Origin of the sequence: Aeromicrobium sp. UC242_57 (assembly GCF_044452305.1) — a bacterium.
In the GTDB taxonomy this organism is placed as follows: Bacteria; Actinomycetota; Actinomycetes; order Propionibacteriales; family Nocardioidaceae; genus Aeromicrobium.
The window spans coordinates 68853-84937 of the sequence record NZ_JBIOAM010000003.1 but is presented as its reverse complement, the minus strand read 5'-3'; the positions used below and the strand labels follow the sequence as shown (position 1 = coordinate 84937).

Genomic DNA, 16085 nt, shown 5'->3' with positions numbered 1-16085 from the left:
GGCCCCGGCGGGGCCCCTCCGTCGCGCTACAGGGCGCCGGTCCGGCTGAGCACGGCCCGGACCGTGCGAGCCAGGATCGCTGCGTCGAGGCGCAAGTTCCAGTTGTTGACGTACTGCAGGTCGATGCGGATCGAGTCGTCCCACGACAGGGCCGACCGTCCGCTGACCTGCCACAGCCCGGTCAGGCCCGGCTTGACGTGCAGCCGTCGCCAGACCCACTCGCTGTACTGCGACGTCTCGGCCGGCAGGGCCGGCCGGGGGCCGACGAGCGACATCTCCCCCCGCAGGACGTTGACCAGCTGGGGCCGCGTCGAGCGATGTGCGACGCAGGATCGCCCCCAGCCGGGTGACCCGCGGATCGTCCCGGCTTGAACAGCGGGCCTGCGCCCTCGTTGCGGTCGAGCAGCCCCGCGAGCCGCTCTTCGGCGTCGACCGTCATGGTGCGGAACTTCCAGATCGTGAACGGCACGCCGTCACGGCCCGAGCGCACCTGACGGAAGACTGCCGGCCCGCGCGACGTCAGCCGCACCAGCAGGGCGATCAGCACCAGCAGGGGTGCCAGCACGATCAATGCCAGCAGCGCCGTCACCCGGTCGAAGACGGCCTTGGCGGCCACCGACATCAGGTGGTCGTTGGGGGGCCCGCAACGACAGTGCGATCTGGTCGCCGACCCGCCGCGGGCGCAGGTACTCGACGTGGTCGTTCATGTCGGCGATCACGAGGCACTCGACCTCGGCCCGCTGCAACCCCCAGGCCAGGTGGCGCAGCGCCGGGCTCGTGAACGCCCGCCCGGTAGCGATGACGACCGACGTGGCTCGGTGCCGGTCGACCTCGACGAGCACCTCTGCGACGACGTCGCGCAGACCCTGGTCGGATATCGCGCCAGCGGGTGCCAATTCGTGCGGGGCGCGCCACGAGCACGATGCGACGACGTCGACGTCCGATCGCTTCGGCCCATCGAGACTCCAGCCGGCGCACCGCGTCGACATGACCGACCAGGACGGTCGGGGTCCGGCGCAGGAGCTGTCGGTGCAGCAGCGCCGAGGCCGCCAGGAATCCCGCAGCGGCAACGATCGAGACCACGACATGACGCAGCTGCGCGGTGTTCTCGATCTCGGCGACGAGGCACCCGACCGAGATCACACCGACGGCCTCGACGAGACGGATCGACGGCTTGAACGAGCGGGCTCGCTCATAGGCGGGCAGTGCGGCGAAGCTGTAGAGCAGCCAGCCCGCGACGAACACCGTGACGCCGTACGTCCAGCTCGCCGGCAGGACGAAGTGGCGTCCGGCGAGGAACCACGCGACCACGAGGGTTCCGGCGTAGCCCAGCACCCCCTGGCGGAGCAGCGCAGCGGGCAGTCGCCGAAGCGGCCATCGCGGCGTCTCCGCCCGGGCGGACTGGCTGCGCGGCCCGCGCAGAGGAGCGTCGACGTCGAGCACCGCCATCGTCAGATGCCCTTGCCGAACAGGTTCGCGACCCGCGCCACGCCGTCCGCCGACAGCAGCCGTAGCGAGATCAGCAGTCCGAGCCAGGCTCGCGCGTTGAGCGGCTGGCTGCGCAAGGCGCCCCACAGCCAGGTGCGCGAGGCCTTCCGCTGACCAGATGCGGCCAGGGCGAAGCCCACCTGCGAGCCGACACGAGCAGCTGCCGCCCGGTCTTCTCGCAGCTCGGGATGCTTGTCGAGCAGGTAGATCAGCCCTTCGGCATACTGCGCCCACTTGCCGTAGAAGAACGACTGCCCCGACCAGCGGACCGACACCAACGGCTCGTCGACCAGGCGGATCGGGACGACTCGCGAGGTGCGCAGCAAGATGTCGTAGTCCTCGCCGTAGGCCCCGGGCAGGTCTTCGTCGATCATGCCGACCCGGTCGACGAGCACGTCTCGGCGGAACACGAAGCTGCTGGAGTGCAGGGCAGCGATGCGGTCACGCACCAGATCGGCATGCCGCACGTAGGTCAGCGGAACCGGGCGATCGTGGGTCGTCCGGCCGTCGTCGACCTGCATCGCCGAGCCGACCAGCCCGACGTCCGGATGCTGCGCGAACACGTTCATCTGCGCTTCCAGCTTGCCGCTGAACCAGTGGTCGTCGTCGTCGAGGAAGGCCACGAAGTCGTGCTGGGCCTCGAGGATGCCGGTGTTGCGCGCCCCCGCCAGGCCGCGGACGCGATCGTTGACCACCCCGCGGACGCTGCGCGCAGGCCCCGTCACGACATCGGGCAGCACCGGATCTGTCGCGTCGAAGACCACGATGACCTCGATCTGGCCGGGATAGTCCTGGTCGACGATGCTCTGCACTGCGCGGCGCATCGGCTCGGGCGTCGATGCGTCGGCACGACCGCTGTCACCGCCGGCGCCACCGTCACTCGTCTCCCCCGCTCAGGAAGGTCCGCAGCATCGAGCTCGACGTGTGCCGCGTGTAGGGGAAGTACACGACCTCGACGCCCAGCTCGCCCATGGCCCGTTCGAGCCGGTAGCCCTTGGGCGTGCCCTGCCAGTCATTGCCCTTGAAGATCGCGTCGAAGGGCCGTTGCTGCCACACCGCGACCTTGTCCTCGGAGCGGTCGATCACGACCTCGTCGACGATGCCGAGCGCCGAGATGATGTCGATCCGTTCATCGCACGGAACCACCGGCGGGCGTCCTTTGAGGTTCTCGACGTACTCGTCGCTGCCCACGCCGACGACCAGGTGGCGGCAGTAGTTGCGGGCCCGGCGCAGCAGGTTCAGATGCCCCACGTGGAACATGTCGAACACGCCGCTCGAATAGCCGACGTCGAACGTGGTGCGTGCATCCATGACAACTCTCTTCGCTCGGTCCTGCTAGGAGAGAGCGACCTGGCTGCCGATCGTGACGGTGAAATCCCCGACTATTCGTGGCGAGCTGCTTCAGCTGCGGCGCTTCCCATCGTCCGGACCGTCTCTCGGTCGACCTCCACGAGCTCGGCGTGCACCTGCCGGCAGGCTTCGCACGTCTCGAGGTGCTGGGCTACGGTGTCGATGACCCGTCTCGCCGCGCTCTGGCGCACGACGGCCGAGAGCCTCGACCGGACGGTGCGGCACTGCTCGCCGTCGACCGGGGCGTCGCGCTTGACGTGCTGCTGCAGGTAGGCCTCGCGCAGTCCGGACCGGGCGCGGTAGACCAAGGCCGAGACGCTGTTGGCCGACAGCTCCAGCAGCGGTCCGATCTCGACTGCTCCACGCCCTTCGACGTCGACGTGCCACAGCACGGTGCGCCACCGCGGCGGCAGTGACTCGTAGGCCGCCCGGATCGTGGTCCGCTCGAACACGTCGAGCTGACCGTCGCCGAACCGCACCGCCTGGTCGATCTGCTCGACGTCGTCGGTCGGCACGACCCGTTGACGCGCCTTGGCCCGGCTGGCCGCCTCGTGCCGGATCGTCGTGAAGAGATAGGCCCGGAAGGCCGTCTCCGGCCCCTTGCCTCGGCGCAGCAGGGCCAGCACCCTGGCGAATGCCTCCGACACGACGTCATCGGACTCGTCGCGCTGACCCAGGTGGCGGGCCAGCCGGTAGGCCGGATAGCTGTAGCGGTCGAACAGTGCCGCGTACGCGTCTTGCGCGCCGTCACGCGCCAGCCTCAGCAGCTCGCTGTCACCGAGCTCGTCGAGCGAGGGCGCCGCAGGGCAACCGTCGGCACGATGTGTGTTCGGCATGGAGGTCCCCCCGGACTGTGAGATCGAAGCTCGTGGACAGCTCTGTGGCGATCCGTCACCTGCATGACAGGTGCAGGCAGCATGACACGCGCTCGGCGGCATCGTCCACGGATCCGTCGGCGTCCTGTGGAAAGCCAGGTGAAGACGGCACCAACGAAAATAAAACTGCTGGAATGCCGTCATGTCCGCCTCGCTGGTGACTCCCTTCAATGAGAGGTCCCCGCCGGAGACCTGCCCCGACCCAAGGACTCCCAGATGGCCACCGAAGCGCAGCCAGCGCAGCTCACCGACATCGCCAGCTCGCTCCGGAGCCGTTGGCCCGTGCTGATCCTCGGCGCGCTCCTCGGTCTGGGACTGGGCGTGCTCGCCTCATACGCGATCCCGGCGAAGTACGACGCGACCACGACGGTCTCGGTCAACCCCATGAACGCCGGACCGCTTGCCGCTTCGGCCGATGCCGCCAAGTCGGTCAGCATGCCGACCGAGGCCGGTCTGGCCACGTCGCGGAAGGTCGCCACCGCTGCGTCCGAGGCACTGGCTCCGCGATACGTCATCTCTCCCGCGACGATCACCGACTCGACCAGCGTCACCTCGCCGGACGACTCGTTGATCCTGAACATCTCGTACTCCGGCACGACGGCCGCCCAGGCAGCCGCGGGTGCGGACGCCGTGGCCGAGGCCTATCTGCAGACCCGTCGGACGCAGGCCGCCGACTCGGTCACCCGGCTCGCGACGGCGGCCCGCAACCAGATCGCCGCGATCCAGGTGCAAGCCAAGCGTCCGGTCAACGCCTCCGCGATCAGCCAGCGCACGTTGCAGGTCCAGGCTGACTCGCTCGCCGTCAAGCTCGCAGACCTGAACAATCTCGACCTCAACCCCGGACAGGTCGTCGGTAGCGCCGTGGTCCCGACGAAGCCGTCGACCCCGGGCATCGTGCCGATGGGAGCTGCCGGGCTGGTCATCGGGCTGTTCGCGGCGATCCCCTTCGCGCTGCTGCGCAGGAAGCAGGAGGATCCCGAGATCGGCAGCGTCGAGAGCATCCACTCGATCGGCGACTCGATCGTCCTCGACGGCACCAAGGACACGCACCGGGCCGACACCTGGGACATCGCCGCGTTCATGCTCAAGATCCCGAAGCAGATCGGCCCCGACGCCCCGTTCACGATCATGGTGGATGCCGAGGAGAGCCCGGGCCGCGACATCACCCCCGGCCAGGAGCTCGTCGACGCACTGCAGCGTCGCGGCCGTCCGGCGCGGTTCGTCGACGCCAGCGCGATCAACGAGGGCAAGATCAGCCGCGGCTGGCCGACCGACAAGAAGCGGTTCTCGTGGGGTGGCGAGATCGTCATCATCGACACGACCAATCTCAGCTCGGACGCCAACAAGGTGGCCCTCGCCACGCGATCGGACTCGCTGCTCCTGGCTCGCACGACAGCTGACGACGCGGCAGCGCTGCGCCGTTTCAGCAGCCTGCTGAAGTCCAAGAGCGTCGACATCGCCCTGACGGCACTGTTCCCGGCACCCGAGCAGGCGTTGCACCGCTAGGGCGGACCGCTCGTCAGTCGGAGCGGTGGGCCAGCAGGGCCGTCAGCCCGAGCCGGTGCCGTAGCCGGTAAGCTGACTGCCAGGTACGCCGCACCGACGACCGCGACGGTGGCCAGCATGACCGGGACGGTCGAGCCGAACACCAACCGCGATCCGAGGATCGGCACACCGGCGACAAGCACCGACACCGCCGCAGCCGTCGCGAGCAGGCGCAGGTCTGGCCGCACGTCCATGAGGTGCTGCACCTGGTAGATCACGATCACGGTGTCGACGACGATCGTGACGGCCCAGGCCACCGCAGCGCCCTCGATGCCCCAGACCGGGATCAGGGCGAGGTTGAGGGCGACGTTGAGGGCCAGCGCGATCGACTTGTCGGCCAGCTGCCAGCTGCTCCGTCCGCCCATCAGCAAGATCGTCTGCACCGTTCCGGCAGCCAGGGCCACGGCCATCGCGACGGCGAGGATGCCCAGCGACGTCGCGCCGTCCTCGAAGCCCGGTCCGAAGATCGACAAGACGGAGTCACCGAACACGATCAGGACGAGGAAGAACGGCCAGCCCAGCCAGATCATCGCCGCCGTCGTCAGGCTGTAGATCTCCCCGCGCCTGCCTGCGGGCCCGGGTCGCCATCGCCGCAGCGATCTGCGGACCCACCGCGATACGTACCGCCTGATGGATGACCTCGCTGGCCCGGGCGCACCTGGTCACGACGGCGTAGATACCTGCCTCCCGTGGCGAGGTCAGGAGTCCGACGAGCAGGACGTCGACCCACTCGAGCAAGATCTCCACTGCCGCAGAGACACCCCGGGCGGCGCTGAAGCCCAGAACTGCCGGGTCAGCCGCGACTGCTCGGCGCTCGAGGCAGCCCTGCCCGGTGATCGGGACGCGTGCGACGTGAGCCTGGCCGCGACCAGCGAGGCGAGGGCCAGCACCACGACGACGGGGAGCATCCAGGCCAGGAGCACCTGGGTCACGCCGCCCCCAGCAGCCAGCACGACGGCGACACCGATCAGCCGCAGACCGGGCAGAGTGATGTTCTGCAGCAGCGGGTAGGTCACGACGTCGCCGAATCCACGTGACACCGAGACCATGACGACGTTGAGCGAGCCGAGCACGGCCAGCACCGCAGCGAGCACCATGAACCCCGGACTCACCTGATCTGTCAGGTCTGCGCCTCCCGCAGCCGCAACGCCGACCGCGACCGTCACGCACAGCCCGCACCACAGCACGGGACGCACGGCGATGCGCACCAGGTGCGGCACGTCGACGAGCCGATCAGTCGCCCGTGCGGCCGCGACGAACCGCACCAGGCCGGTGTCGGCGCCGAGCTCGGCGACGTTCGAGACGATCATGAACACCGCGACGACCAGGAAGTACGTGCCGGCGCCCGACGGCCCGAGCTGCCGACCGACGAGCCCGGCCAGCAGCAGCCCGATCAGCGAGCCCGACACTCCGCCCACGAGGTTGATCGCGCCGGCCCACGCGATACCCCTCGTCGGCCGCTCAGTCGCCGACATCGTCCGCATCGAGTCCGTACCGTCGGCGCAGCAGCACCGCCGCCACCAGCAGGACGGTCAGCATCTGCATCACGTCGAGCCCGTAGACGAAGATGATCAGGCAGGCCACGACCAGGACGCTGTGCAGGGCCAGGTCGACGTCGCCCTGGGCGCGCCAGGTCCGCAGCGTCGTGCCCCACAGGAACGTCAGGAAGAGCGCGAGACCGACGAGCCGAAGCTGAACATCACGGTCCAGAAGTAGCCTTGCGTGCCGACCGAGACGATGTTGTCGTACGACGGCCGCGGCGCGCCGAAACCGAGCAGGGGTGAGTCCAGCGTCCGGTCGATCGTCTCGCGGTACAGGCGAGAACCGGGTCTCCGACAGGCTGCCGTACGACTGCCGTTCCTGGATCTGGGTGAGCAGGCCGTTGCCGACCAGCACGAGTCCACCGACCAGGCCCAGGACGCCGATCGTCAGCACCGGAGCAGCGCGGTTGCGCAAGGCCATCCGGATCACGACGTAGACCGCTGCCAGGCCGAGGCCCGCGAACATGGCCCGGTTCGACGTCGCCATCGCCGGCGGGATCATCGCACCCAGGCCGAGGACGATCGCGATCCGGAGCACGAGCGACTTGGTCTGCAGGAAGCAGGCCACCGCGACCGGCGACAGCAGGACGATCGCGACTCCCAGCTGTTGGCGTACGGGAACGGGGCCGATGGACGCAACAGGTCTGCGGGCGCGCCGAAGGGCTGCTGGATCTCGGCGAACGGTGGGAAGAACAGGTCGTGGACGTACTCGTTGCTGGTCAGCGAGCCCGGCATGAACAGGCCCACCGGGGTCGAAGCCGCACGCGCGAAGGAGCGAGACCCAGCAGGCCACCGCAGATCGTGAAGAACCACACGAACGTCAGCCCGTTGACGATCTTGCGTCGGCTGAGCCGGTGTCCGGCGCTGAGCGTGTAGACGAACGCCGTCGCCACGATCATCAAGATCGAGTAGCGGTAGACGAAGCCGAGCATGCGCGAACCGGAGTCGATCATGAGTCCGCACGGGATGACCCAGGCGACGAAGGCGAGGTAGGCGTACGCGCCCGGGGACGAGTCGGGCGGCGGCATGGTGCGCGAGGTACGACAGCATCACGATCGTCAGCAGCACCCCCGTGATGACGGTGGCACCGAGCGGCCAGAAGAGCCGGGAAGCCCCGCCAGCAGCGCCAGGACCGGCCACGCGGGCAAGGCGTCGCCGGGCGAGCCTGCCTGCTCCTGCTCCTGCACCGCGATCTCGACGGACGGCACGGCGCTAGGCCCCCTGGTGCAGCTGGGTCTCGTGCAGCGCGACGAGCTCGCGGTGGCGGCGCAGCAGCGTCGCCGCCGGCGGCAGCGCGTTCAGTGCGGCCATGATCCCGTAGACCCCAGACGAATGCTGTGGTCCACGGCCACGGCGAGCACGGGTCAGGTTGAGCAGCCCGGTGTCGGCAGGGGCCTGGATCCAGGACGCCGAACCGCGGCACCGACTACCGGCCCCGCGACGGGGTCACGGCGGGCCAGCTGCTCGGCGAGGATCTGGGCGAAGAACCGCACGGTCAGACGAGCGCGAACCCGAGCGGGATCAGCAGCACCACGTCCGACACGTCGGTGAACCGGTAGAGACCGATCAGGATCGCGAGATGGAACAGCAGGTGCCGACCGGAGTCGACGACGTGGTCGAGCCACTCGCCAGCCGGCGACCCCGAGCCACGCAGTCGAGCCAGCTGCCCGTCAGCGGAGTCGAAGGCGAAACCGAGCTGCAGCAGCAGCATCGAGACGACCGCCATCGCGGCACCCGGCTCGGCCACGACCACGAGCCCGGCCCCGAGCACGAAGGCGACGAAGCTTGCGGCTGTCATGTGATCGGGCGTCGCCCGGGTCTGCGCGGCACCGGCCGCGATCAACCGGCCCAGACGCCGATTCACTGCACGCATGTACCACGGGACACCTGCCCCGCTCTTCTGCGCGGCAGCCAGCGCACGGTAGGCGGCGCGCGCGCCGCGCGCCTCGGTCAGCTCGGTCATGGTGCTCCTACGACCTCGCCGTCAAGGTCAGGTCCATGCTCGTGTTCGGCGTCGACCGGTAGTTGGAGTGCACCTCGACCGCGATGGTGTTGCTGCCGTTGCGCAGCAGGCTCACCGGCACGTCGAACGTCACGGGGCTCGCGAGTGCATTGCTCGTCGAGACGGCCGACGACGCGTACGTGCCTGGCGTCAGCGGCCCGTTCGGCAGGTTGGAACGCCCCACCTCGACGCCGTTGACGTGCACCGCGACACCGTCGTCCGCGCGGGTGACGAGCGTCAGCCGTTGCACCGCTGCGGCGTTCGCGACGTCGAAGGTGCGTCGGTAGTACGACGTCAGGGCTCGGGTCGTCCCGGCCGGGACGTCGATGTTGGTCGAGATGGGCCCCGTTGCCCCAGCCCAGCGCGGCCGGTCCGGTGGGCCAGCCGGCTGTTGCGCTCGCAGACGTCGTCCAGTCGGCGGCAGGTGGTCGGGCACTGTCGAACAGGTACGACCAGGTCGCTCCCGACCTGATCAGCGGGGTCGTGGTGCTGGCCGGTTGCGGCGTCGACGATCCGCCCTGCGCCACGACGGTCAGGTCCATGCTCGAGTCAGGGGTCGCCTTGTACATCGAGTGCACCTCGACGGCGACCTGGTTCGTGCCGATCTTGAGCGCCGACACCGGGACGGTGAACGTCACCGGAGAGGCGACCGCCGTCGCAGTGCGCGGTGCGCTCTTGGCGTAGGTCGTGGCGGTCAGGTTGCCGTCCGGCAGGTTCGCGCGTCCGACCTCCACTCCGTTGACGTGCACCGCCACGGCGTCATCGGCTCGCGTGGTCAGCGTGACGGTCCCGAAGGTCGATCCGGGCTGCACCTCGAACGAGGTGCGGTAGTACGAGGTGACGGCGCGGGTCTGCCCTGCCGGCACGTCGATGTCGGTCGCGACGGACCCGGCACCGAAGCCCAGCGGAGCGGCACCGGAGCGCCAGCTGCCGTCGTCGAAGGCTTGCCCCTTCCAGTCACTCGGCACTGCGGTGGCACCGTCGAAGTAGTAGCGCCACGTGCTGCCCGCCGGCAGCAGGGTCGTCGTCGCGGCCTTCACCGTCGGCGCGACGGCCGCCGAGGAGGCTGAGCGGTTGCCCCACCCGTCGGCGACGCGGACGAAGAAGCGGTCGCTCTCCTGTGAGCCGGGGACCGTGACCGTCCGGCTCGAGGTCGTCGCCACGACCCGGTCGTTGCGCAACACCTCGTACGTCACGGCACCGCTTGCCGCTGCGTCGAAGCTGACCTTGACGTCCGTGCCGTCCAGCTCGGCCTTGACGTTGCTGACCCGTTTCGGTGCCGTGTGTGCGGGCGGGTGCGTCAGCGCACGAACCCGCCCGACCCACCCGTTCTTGCCGTTCTCCCCTGACTGCCGAGGTCAAGGTGCCGCCGGCCCACAGCGTTCCGTCGGAGGCGACGTGCAGCGCCCAGACGCCTCGACCGATCCGGGCCCGCATCTCAGGCGTCCACTCCTGCGCGAGGTCGCCGGTCACGGCGTCATAGGCTGCCGCGTAGTAGACCTTGTCTGCCTGCGACCAGGTGATGTTGGTCGAGCCGGGGCTCGTCGAGTCGTATGCCGCAGTGTCGGAGTAGTTCCAGTTCTCGCAGTGGCAGCCGGCGAACACCAGGCCGTTGCCGCCCGTGATCGCCTGCACATCACCGCCGGCCTTGGTGATGTGCTTGTTCTCCAACGCGAACGTCGAGGTGTTGTACGAGAACATGCTGTGCTGCGAACCCCCGAGCCACACCTTGGAGCCCACCTGGCCGATGGCCTGCTGGTAGCGGGCGGAGCCGGCCGTGCTGAACGTCGGCTGCCAGGCCGGGTGACCCGCGGCGCACCGGTCTCGGTCGTGAACGCGGCCGCACGATCGGCTGTCGTGCCGCCCCGCGCCGTCGTGAAGTAGCCCGCGAAGTAGACCCGGGACTTGTCGTCGCTGACGTCGATCGCGGTGCCGGTGTCGTTGAACTCCGGATTCCAGCCCCGTCCGCGACACCCGTCGACAGCAGGATGCGCGCCCCGCCCTTGGCGTAACGGGTCGTGGTGCCGGTCCGGACGAAGTGGGTGAAGGCGCCTGTCAGGTACAGGTAGGTGCCATCGGTGTCGAGGCCGCGCACCGAGACCGTTCCGCCGGTGGAGTTGTTCTGCAGATTGGTCGTCCAGGTCGGGTCGAGGGCACCCGTGGTCGGATCCAGCACGACCAGGCCGGTCCGGGCGGTTCCATCGACCTGGGTGAACTCGCCACCGACCGCGAGCTTGCCGTTCGGCAGCGCCTTGAGCGCCTTGACCTGGCTGTTGAGCCGCGGGGCGAACGACCGGATGTAGTCGCCCGTCGTGGCGTTGAACGCCGCCAGGTAGGGCTGCGAGACCCGGTCGCTGCCCGTCGCGTCCGCACCCTTGAGCACCGTCGTGAAGTTGCCACCGACGTACATCGTGCTGCCGATCTGGGCGAAGGCCTGCACCTCGGAGGCGTTCTCGCTCGATCCGCCGTTGCCGATGCCGCTGACTCCCCACGACGAGGTCAGCGAGCCGTTCTTGGGCACCGCGCGGATGGTCTCAGCTGGCGTGCCCGACGCGGAGATCGGCGCGAACGTCAGATCGCTCGACATCAGCTTGGGCCTGATGAAGACCTGGCTGAACGGCGTGCCGTACTGACCGCCGCCCGCCGACGAGAAGATGTAGCTGTCGGCGGAGGTCGTCCCGTAGCCGTACTGGCCGAAGTTGAAGCCGCGGACGTAGTTGTTGCGCGAGCTCTCGTACGTCCACAGCCGGCGATAGGCCGTGTCGGCGCCGAACTCGTACGTCGTCAGGTTGCTGCCCGCTGACCCGCCGATCACGACCGACGCCAGCGGGAAACCGGCGCCGAACGACCAGTTCCAGCGGTCACGTGAACCGCCCGGTACGTCCATCGGGTCTCCTGCCAGTCGGTGCCCTCGGTGTTGACGGCTCGACGGATGCGGACGCCGCCACCGTACGTCGGATCGTCGAACCGCTTGCCGCCGAGCAGCCCGTCCACGACGACCGAGTCGAGCTGCTTGGGCGCGAACGCGGCCTGGCCGGTCACGGTGCCCGACACCTCGGCCGGGGTCGCGTTGCCGTTGTACGACAACGACCAGCCCTCGCGCCCACGTCCCACGAGCGCCCAGCCGCCACCGTCGGTGGTCTGGTCGCAGTAGATCTGCGTGGGCACCTTCAGCTGTGGCGTCAGGATCCAGTAGACGCCGTCAGCTGCGGCGGGATCGTTCTGCTTGATCTCCCAGCAGGATGCCGCCGCCGTCACGGGTGCCAGCCCGTCGGCCGGCGCGGCAGCGCTCGCAGACGGTCCCGCCGCCACGAGCCCGGAGATGACGACAGCGGGGGCCAGAACTGCCAGGACGGCCGTTCGGACGCTCATGGGAGTGAGCAGGCGCACGATGGAAACCTCGGTTGTCTCGGGAGAGGATCGCGGCTGGACGCCACGCCCTTCTACCCATGAGAGTTGCCATTGCACCGAACATGACGAGAAACGGGCCGAGGATTTTCGATCTGCCAGTCAGCGCGCGGGCTCAGTCGCCAGCGCCGCAGTCTCCTCCTCGGTGAAGATGCGCGACCGGATGATGAACCGGTTGCCGGTCGGCCCCTCGATCGAGAATCCTGCTCCTCGCCCCGGCACCACGTCGATCGTGATGTGGGTGTGCGACCAGTAGTTGAACTGCTCGCGGGAGATCCACACCGGCGCGACCTCGTCCGCCCCGTAGTCGAGGTCACCGAGGTGCACGTCCTGGTGTCCGGTCAGGAACGTGCCCTGCGTGAAGCACATCGGCGCCGAGCCGTCACAGCACCCGCCCGACTGGTGGAACATCAACGGCTTGGCGTGCGAGGCCCGGAGGCTGCGGAGAAGCTCCGCAGCCTCCGGGGTGATCGCCACGCGATCAACACTCATCTGCTCACCATCTCAGAAGAAGCCGAGCTTGTTCTCGTCGTACGAGACCAGGAGGTTCTTGGTCTGCTGGTAGTGGTCGAGCATCATCTTGTGGTTCTCACGGCCGATGCCCGACGACTTGTAGCCACCGAACGCGGCATGCGCCGGGTACTGGTGGTAGCAGTTCGTCCAGACCCGACCGGCCTGGATGTCACGACCGGCGCGGTACGCGGTGTGGGTGTTGCGCGACCAGACGCCCGCTCCAAGTCCGTAGAGCGTGTCGTTGGCGATGTCGATCGCATCGGCGTAGTCGTCGAAGCCCGTGACCGAGACGACCGGACCGAAGATCTCCTCCTGGAAGATGCGCATCTTGTTGTGGCCCTGGAAGATCGTCGGCGCCACGTAGTAGCCGCCCGACAGGTCGCCGCCCAGGTCGACACGCTCACCGCCGGTGATGATGCGGGCGCCTTCCTGCACGCCGATCTCGAAGTACGACAAGATCTTCTCGGCTGCGTCGTTGCTGGCCTGCGCGCCGATCATGGTGTCGGTGTCGAGCGGGTTGCCCTGCTTGATGGCCTTGACCCGTTCGGTCGCTGCGGGCAGGAACTGCTCGAGGATCGAGTTCTGGATCAGACCGCGGCTCGGACACGTGCAGACCTCGCCCTGGTTGAGCGCGAACATCGCAAAGCCTTCGAGCGCCTTGTCGTAGAACGCGTCATCGGCCGAGGCGACATCCTCGAAGAAGATGTTGGGGCTCTTGCCGCCGAGCTCGAGCGTCGCCGGGATCAGGTTCTGGCTCGCGTACTGGGCGATCAGGCGTCCGGTCGTGGTCTCACCCGTGAACGCGATCTTGCGGATGCGGCTGCTCGATGCCAGCGGCGCACCGGCCTCGACGCCGAAGCCGTTGACGATGTTGACGACACCGGCGGGCAGCAGGTCTCCGATGGGTCCTCGATCAAGAGCATGATCGATGCCGGTGTCTGCTCAGCCGGCTTGAGGACGACCGCATTGCCGGCCGCGAGGGCCGGGGCCAGCTTCCACGTCGCCATGAGGAGCGGGAAGTTCCACGGGATGATCTGGCCGACGACGCCCAGCGGCTCGTGGAAGTGGTACGCGACGGTGTTGTCGTCGAGCCTGCGACAGAGCGCCCTCCTGCGCGCGGATCGCTCCGGCGAAGTAGCGGAAGTGGTCGACGACCAGCGGCAGGTCGGCAGCCATGCACTCGCGGACCGGCTTGCCGTTGTCCCACGTCTCGCCCACGGCCAGCATCTCGAGATTCTGCTCGATGCGATCGGCGATCTTGTTCAAGATGTTGGCGCGCTCAGTCACCGACGTCTTGCCCCACGCGGGCGCGGCGGCATGCGCAGCATCCAGGGCGGCCTCGATGTCTTCGGCCGTGCCACGCGCGACCTCGCAGAAGACCTTGCCGTTGACCGGCGACACGTTCTCGAAGTACTCGCCCTTGACTGGCGCGACGAACTCGCCGCCGATCCAGTGGTCATAGCGCGACTTGTAGGTGACGACGCTGCCTTCGGTACCGGGCTGGGCGTACACAGTCATGAGAGCTCCTTGCATTCGGGGTTGCTGTGACCGTAGTCACAGGAGCGTTGCATCGCCGTTGCATCGCGCGACTCCCCGGCTGCGGTTTCCCACGAGGCCTAGGGACTTCGTCACGTACCCAGCGCTGTAACGCGAGGTGCGTGCCAAAGAGGCCAGGCCTCGTGGGAAACCGCAGCGGGTTAGCTGCGCTCGTCGTCGAGAGCTGCGACGTGGGCCTCGACCTGGGTGTAGCGGGGCGAGGTGCGCGGCAGGATCGAGAGCGTGCGCTCCCACACCTCGAAGTCATCGCGCCCGTGCGCCGTGTCGGCGAAAGACAGCAAGGCGTCGACGTCATCGCTGACCAGCAGGCACGACCGCACGTACATGTGCAGCTCTTCGCGCAGCTGCTCGACGCCCGGCGCCCCCGAGGCCGGCAGGACGGGGCCGCGATACCTGGCGACCGCGCTGCGCAGCCGTCCTGCCTCGAGGTCCCTGCGCACCTGGGCGACATCGGTGTCGATCGCGCTCTCCAACCGGTAGGGACGCGAGCCCAGCTCGATCGGTCCGAGGACGCCGCGCAACCGCGACAGCTCGGCGCGCACCGTGACCTGCGCCTGGTCTTCCTCGCTGAGCTCGATGCCCAGCTCGGCGGTCGTCAGCCCGTCGGCCGACTCGGTCAGCAGCAGCAACATCTCGCTGTGCCGCAGGCTGAGCCGCGTCGTCGTGGTGCCGTGCCGCAGCGTCGCACCATGACCGCCCAGGACGTCGAGCGTCGGCATCGTCCAACCGGCAACCGCGACCGCTCCGTGCCGCGCGGGGCTGAGCCGCTCGATCCGCAGCTCGGCCTCGACCGCAGCGACCGTCGCCCGCACCAACGTCAATGTCTGCGGGGTAGCGACCTCGTCGCCGCCAGTCAGGTCGAGGACCCCGAGGATCGCTCCGGTGTCGGGATCGTGGATCGGGGCCGCTGAACAGCTCCACGGGGTGACCTGCCTGGCCAAGTGCTCGGCTCCGAAGATCTGCACCGGCCGATCGAGCGCGAGCGCCGTGCCAGGAGCATTCGTGCCGATGCTCGACTCACTCCAGTCGGCGCCAGGAAGAAAGTGCATGCCCTCGGCGCGGGCCCGCAGTGCCGCATCGCCCTCGACCCACAACAGGCGACCAGCCGCATCGCTGACCGCGACCAGCAGACCGGAATCGGCTGCGGTCTCGACCAGCAGCTTGCGGATCACCGGCATCCCGGCCGCCAGCGGGTGCGAGTCGCGGACGTCGGCAAGTGACTGGTCGTCGAGCCTGATCTGCGCCGTCACCTGCTCGGGGTCGAGTCCACCCTCGAGGCTGCGACGCCACGAGTCGAGCACGAGGCTCCGCAGTGCCGGGTCTCCGCGGCCCGACGCGATGAACGCATCATGGGCGGCGTTGAGGTATCTCGACAGTGCAGCCGGGTCTTCCCCGGGCGGCACGGCAAGCTCTCGGCGTTGACCCATGCGGTGAGTGTACGTCCCGTCGAGCAGGTCAACCACCCCGAAATTGCAGGCGAACGCCGCTCAGCTGGCGGGCTCTGCGATCACAAGTATTCGCACAGGTACGACGTCGCATCCGCTACCTGCAGGTCGAAGCCGCTGTCACCGGGCACCTCGAACGACGTCCCGGCCGGGTAGGCGACCCAGTCGGTCGAGCCGGGCAGCCGCACCGTCAGCTCGCCGTGCACGACGGTCATGCGCTCAGGCGCTCCGGTGCCGAAGTGGTACTCGCCGGCAGCCATGACGCCGACGCTCGACGTCGCGCCGTCCCGCTCGTAGGCCAGGCTCTGGACGCCGCCGTCGAAGTAGACGTTGTGGGTGAGAGTCATGACAGAACTCTCCC

Annotated in this window: 24 protein-coding genes and 1 pseudogene; 2 read left to right on the top strand and 23 right to left on the bottom strand. The window is 68.8% G+C overall.

The window, feature by feature from the left end:
* Positions 1 to 26 precede the first annotated feature (26 nt).
* From ACHMWU_RS09705 to ACHMWU_RS09680, 6 genes are all read right to left on the bottom strand, one after another.
* Positions 27 to 275, bottom strand: a complete 249-nt coding sequence (locus tag ACHMWU_RS09705) for a sugar transferase (RefSeq protein WP_396043273.1) — start codon at positions 273 to 275, stop codon at positions 27 to 29.
* On the bottom strand, positions 182 to 622 hold the full coding sequence (locus ACHMWU_RS09700; RefSeq protein WP_396043271.1) for a sugar transferase: 441 nt from the start codon (positions 620 to 622) through the stop codon (positions 182 to 184). Before ACHMWU_RS09700 ends, ACHMWU_RS09705 begins: the two co-directional genes overlap by 94 nt.
* Complete coding sequence (locus tag ACHMWU_RS09695) at positions 622 to 1449, bottom strand: hypothetical protein (protein WP_396043269.1); 828 nt, start codon at positions 1447 to 1449, stop codon at positions 622 to 624. Before ACHMWU_RS09695 ends, ACHMWU_RS09700 begins: the two co-directional genes overlap by 1 nt.
* Before the next feature lie 2 nt (positions 1450 to 1451).
* A complete protein-coding gene (locus ACHMWU_RS09690; RefSeq protein ID WP_396043267.1) occupies positions 1452 to 2312 on the bottom strand; it encodes a glycosyltransferase family 2 protein in 861 nt (286 codons plus the stop codon).
* 52 nt (positions 2313 to 2364) lie between these two features.
* On the bottom strand, positions 2365 to 2799 hold the full coding sequence (locus tag ACHMWU_RS09685) for an adenylyltransferase/cytidyltransferase family protein (protein WP_396043264.1): 435 nt from the start codon (positions 2797 to 2799) through the stop codon (positions 2365 to 2367).
* 71 nt (positions 2800 to 2870) lie between these two features.
* A complete protein-coding gene (locus ACHMWU_RS09680; protein WP_396043262.1) occupies positions 2871 to 3674 on the bottom strand; it encodes an RNA polymerase sigma factor in 804 nt (267 codons plus the stop codon).
* A 255-nt stretch (positions 3675 to 3929) separates the two neighbouring features.
* On the opposite strand from ACHMWU_RS09680, the gene ACHMWU_RS09675 reads away from it, so the two are divergent.
* Entirely contained in the window at positions 3930 to 5219 is a 1290-nt protein-coding gene (locus ACHMWU_RS09675) for a hypothetical protein (protein WP_396043259.1), read from the top strand.
* Here the strand turns inward: ACHMWU_RS09675 and ACHMWU_RS09670 are convergent.
* The 10 genes from ACHMWU_RS09670 to ACHMWU_RS09625 form a co-directional block, all read right to left on the bottom strand.
* Positions 5216 to 5788 (bottom strand): oligosaccharide flippase family protein, encoded by a 573-nt coding sequence (locus ACHMWU_RS09670; protein ID WP_396043257.1) that lies wholly within the window; start codon positions 5786 to 5788, stop codon positions 5216 to 5218. The two genes, ACHMWU_RS09675 and ACHMWU_RS09670, sit on opposite strands and share 4 nt — an antisense overlap.
* On the bottom strand, positions 5739 to 5996 hold the full coding sequence (locus ACHMWU_RS09665; protein ID WP_396043255.1) for a hypothetical protein: 258 nt from the start codon (positions 5994 to 5996) through the stop codon (positions 5739 to 5741). The genes ACHMWU_RS09670 and ACHMWU_RS09665 overlap by 50 nt, the downstream gene beginning before the upstream one ends.
* A complete protein-coding gene (locus tag ACHMWU_RS09660; RefSeq protein WP_396043252.1) occupies positions 5957 to 6733 on the bottom strand; it encodes a hypothetical protein in 777 nt (258 codons plus the stop codon). Before ACHMWU_RS09660 ends, ACHMWU_RS09665 begins: the two co-directional genes overlap by 40 nt.
* Complete coding sequence (locus tag ACHMWU_RS09655; protein WP_396043250.1) at positions 6720 to 7337, bottom strand: hypothetical protein; 618 nt, start codon at positions 7335 to 7337, stop codon at positions 6720 to 6722. Before ACHMWU_RS09655 ends, ACHMWU_RS09660 begins: the two co-directional genes overlap by 14 nt.
* On the bottom strand, positions 7298 to 7534 hold the full coding sequence (locus tag ACHMWU_RS09650) for a hypothetical protein (RefSeq protein WP_396043248.1): 237 nt from the start codon (positions 7532 to 7534) through the stop codon (positions 7298 to 7300). The genes ACHMWU_RS09655 and ACHMWU_RS09650 overlap by 40 nt, the downstream gene beginning before the upstream one ends.
* On the bottom strand, positions 7519 to 7827 hold the full coding sequence (locus tag ACHMWU_RS09645) for a hypothetical protein (protein ID WP_396043246.1): 309 nt from the start codon (positions 7825 to 7827) through the stop codon (positions 7519 to 7521). Before ACHMWU_RS09645 ends, ACHMWU_RS09650 begins: the two co-directional genes overlap by 16 nt.
* 30 nt (positions 7828 to 7857) lie before the next feature.
* Positions 7858 to 8007, bottom strand: a complete 150-nt coding sequence (locus tag ACHMWU_RS09640; RefSeq protein ID WP_396043244.1) for a hypothetical protein — start codon at positions 8005 to 8007, stop codon at positions 7858 to 7860.
* A gap of 156 nt (positions 8008 to 8163) precedes the next feature.
* Positions 8164 to 8292: a hypothetical protein gene (locus ACHMWU_RS09635; RefSeq protein ID WP_396043242.1), complete on the bottom strand. Its 129-nt coding sequence runs from the start codon at positions 8290 to 8292 to the stop codon at positions 8164 to 8166.
* 2 nt (positions 8293 to 8294) lie between these two features.
* Complete coding sequence (locus ACHMWU_RS09630) at positions 8295 to 8762, bottom strand: CDP-alcohol phosphatidyltransferase family protein (protein ID WP_396043240.1); 468 nt, start codon at positions 8760 to 8762, stop codon at positions 8295 to 8297.
* A 7-nt stretch (positions 8763 to 8769) separates the two neighbouring features.
* The gene (locus tag ACHMWU_RS09625; protein WP_396043238.1) at positions 8770 to 9237 is read right to left on the bottom strand and encodes a beta galactosidase jelly roll domain-containing protein; all 468 of its coding nucleotides are present in this window, start codon (positions 9235 to 9237) and stop codon (positions 8770 to 8772) included.
* Positions 9238 to 9284: 47 nt separating this feature from the next.
* Here ACHMWU_RS09625 and ACHMWU_RS09620 point away from each other — a divergent pair, with 47 nt between their 5' ends.
* The gene (locus ACHMWU_RS09620) at positions 9285 to 9485 is read left to right on the top strand and encodes a hypothetical protein (RefSeq protein WP_396043235.1); all 201 of its coding nucleotides are present in this window, start codon (positions 9285 to 9287) and stop codon (positions 9483 to 9485) included.
* 273 nt (positions 9486 to 9758) lie between these two features.
* On the opposite strand, the gene ACHMWU_RS09615 is transcribed toward ACHMWU_RS09620, so the two are convergent.
* The 7 genes and pseudogenes from ACHMWU_RS09615 to ACHMWU_RS09585 form a co-directional block, all read right to left on the bottom strand.
* The gene (locus ACHMWU_RS09615; RefSeq protein WP_396043233.1) at positions 9759 to 10502 is read right to left on the bottom strand and encodes a hypothetical protein; all 744 of its coding nucleotides are present in this window, start codon (positions 10500 to 10502) and stop codon (positions 9759 to 9761) included.
* A complete protein-coding gene (locus ACHMWU_RS09610) occupies positions 10438 to 11688 on the bottom strand; it encodes a hypothetical protein (protein ID WP_396043231.1) in 1251 nt (416 codons plus the stop codon). Before ACHMWU_RS09610 ends, ACHMWU_RS09615 begins: the two co-directional genes overlap by 65 nt.
* Positions 11613 to 12191, bottom strand: coding sequence for a fibrinogen-like YCDxxxxGGGW domain-containing protein (locus ACHMWU_RS09605; RefSeq protein ID WP_396043229.1), 579 nt, complete (start codon positions 12189 to 12191; stop codon positions 11613 to 11615). Before ACHMWU_RS09605 ends, ACHMWU_RS09610 begins: the two co-directional genes overlap by 76 nt.
* A gap of 120 nt (positions 12192 to 12311) precedes the next feature.
* Positions 12312 to 12701, bottom strand: a complete 390-nt coding sequence (locus ACHMWU_RS09600; RefSeq protein WP_396043227.1) for a DUF779 domain-containing protein — start codon at positions 12699 to 12701, stop codon at positions 12312 to 12314.
* A 12-nt stretch (positions 12702 to 12713) separates the two neighbouring features.
* Positions 12714 to 14240, bottom strand: a pseudogene (locus ACHMWU_RS09595) (aldehyde dehydrogenase family protein).
* Between the two features lie 179 nt (positions 14241 to 14419).
* Complete coding sequence (locus ACHMWU_RS09590) at positions 14420 to 15706, bottom strand: GAF domain-containing protein (protein WP_396043225.1); 1287 nt, start codon at positions 15704 to 15706, stop codon at positions 14420 to 14422.
* A gap of 80 nt (positions 15707 to 15786) precedes the next feature.
* On the bottom strand, positions 15787 to 16071 hold the full coding sequence (locus ACHMWU_RS09585) for a pyrimidine/purine nucleoside phosphorylase (protein ID WP_396043223.1): 285 nt from the start codon (positions 16069 to 16071) through the stop codon (positions 15787 to 15789).
* Between the last annotated feature and the right edge of the window lie 14 nt (positions 16072 to 16085).

What these genes read in the sequence shown, in the direction of transcription:
- ACHMWU_RS09705 (WP_396043273.1), bottom strand. Translation starts at nt 275, where the DNA reads ATGTCGCTCGTCGGCCCCCGGCCGGCCCTGCCGGCCGAGACGTCGCAG.
- ACHMWU_RS09700 (WP_396043271.1), bottom strand. Translation starts at nt 622, where the DNA reads ATGTCGGTGGCCGCCAAGGCCGTCTTCGACCGGGTGACGGCGCTGCTG.
- ACHMWU_RS09695 (WP_396043269.1), bottom strand. Translation starts at nt 1,449, where the DNA reads ATGGCGGTGCTCGACGTCGACGCTCCTCTGCGCGGGCCGCGCAGCCAG.
- ACHMWU_RS09690 (WP_396043267.1), bottom strand. Translation starts at nt 2,312, where the DNA reads ATGCGCCGCGCAGTGCAGAGCATCGTCGACCAGGACTATCCCGGCCAG.
- ACHMWU_RS09685 (WP_396043264.1), bottom strand. Translation starts at nt 2,799, where the DNA reads ATGGATGCACGCACCACGTTCGACGTCGGCTATTCGAGCGGCGTGTTC.
- ACHMWU_RS09680 (WP_396043262.1), bottom strand. Translation starts at nt 3,674, where the DNA reads ATGCCGAACACACATCGTGCCGACGGTTGCCCTGCGGCGCCCTCGCTC.
- ACHMWU_RS09675 (WP_396043259.1), top strand. Translation starts at nt 3,930, where the DNA reads ATGGCCACCGAAGCGCAGCCAGCGCAGCTCACCGACATCGCCAGCTCG.
- ACHMWU_RS09670 (WP_396043257.1), bottom strand. Translation starts at nt 5,788, where the DNA reads ATGATCTGGCTGGGCTGGCCGTTCTTCCTCGTCCTGATCGTGTTCGGT.
- ACHMWU_RS09660 (WP_396043252.1), bottom strand. Translation starts at nt 6,733, where the DNA reads ATGTCGGCGACTGAGCGGCCGACGAGGGGTATCGCGTGGGCCGGCGCG.
- ACHMWU_RS09650 (WP_396043248.1), bottom strand. Translation starts at nt 7,534, where the DNA reads ATGCCGGGCTCGCTGACCAGCAACGAGTACGTCCACGACCTGTTCTTC.
- ACHMWU_RS09645 (WP_396043246.1), bottom strand. Translation starts at nt 7,827, where the DNA reads ATGCCGCCGCCCGACTCGTCCCCGGGCGCGTACGCCTACCTCGCCTTC.
- ACHMWU_RS09630 (WP_396043240.1), bottom strand. Translation starts at nt 8,762, where the DNA reads ATGACCGAGCTGACCGAGGCGCGCGGCGCGCGCGCCGCCTACCGTGCG.
- ACHMWU_RS09615 (WP_396043233.1), bottom strand. Translation starts at nt 10,502, where the DNA reads ATGTTCTCGTACAACACCTCGACGTTCGCGTTGGAGAACAAGCACATC.
- ACHMWU_RS09610 (WP_396043231.1), bottom strand. Translation starts at nt 11,688, where the DNA reads ATGGACGTACCGGGCGGTTCACGTGACCGCTGGAACTGGTCGTTCGGC.
- ACHMWU_RS09600 (WP_396043227.1), bottom strand. Translation starts at nt 12,701, where the DNA reads ATGAGTGTTGATCGCGTGGCGATCACCCCGGAGGCTGCGGAGCTTCTC.
- ACHMWU_RS09590 (WP_396043225.1), bottom strand. Translation starts at nt 15,706, where the DNA reads ATGGGTCAACGCCGAGAGCTTGCCGTGCCGCCCGGGGAAGACCCGGCT.
- ACHMWU_RS09585 (WP_396043223.1), bottom strand. Translation starts at nt 16,071, where the DNA reads ATGACTCTCACCCACAACGTCTACTTCGACGGCGGCGTCCAGAGCCTG.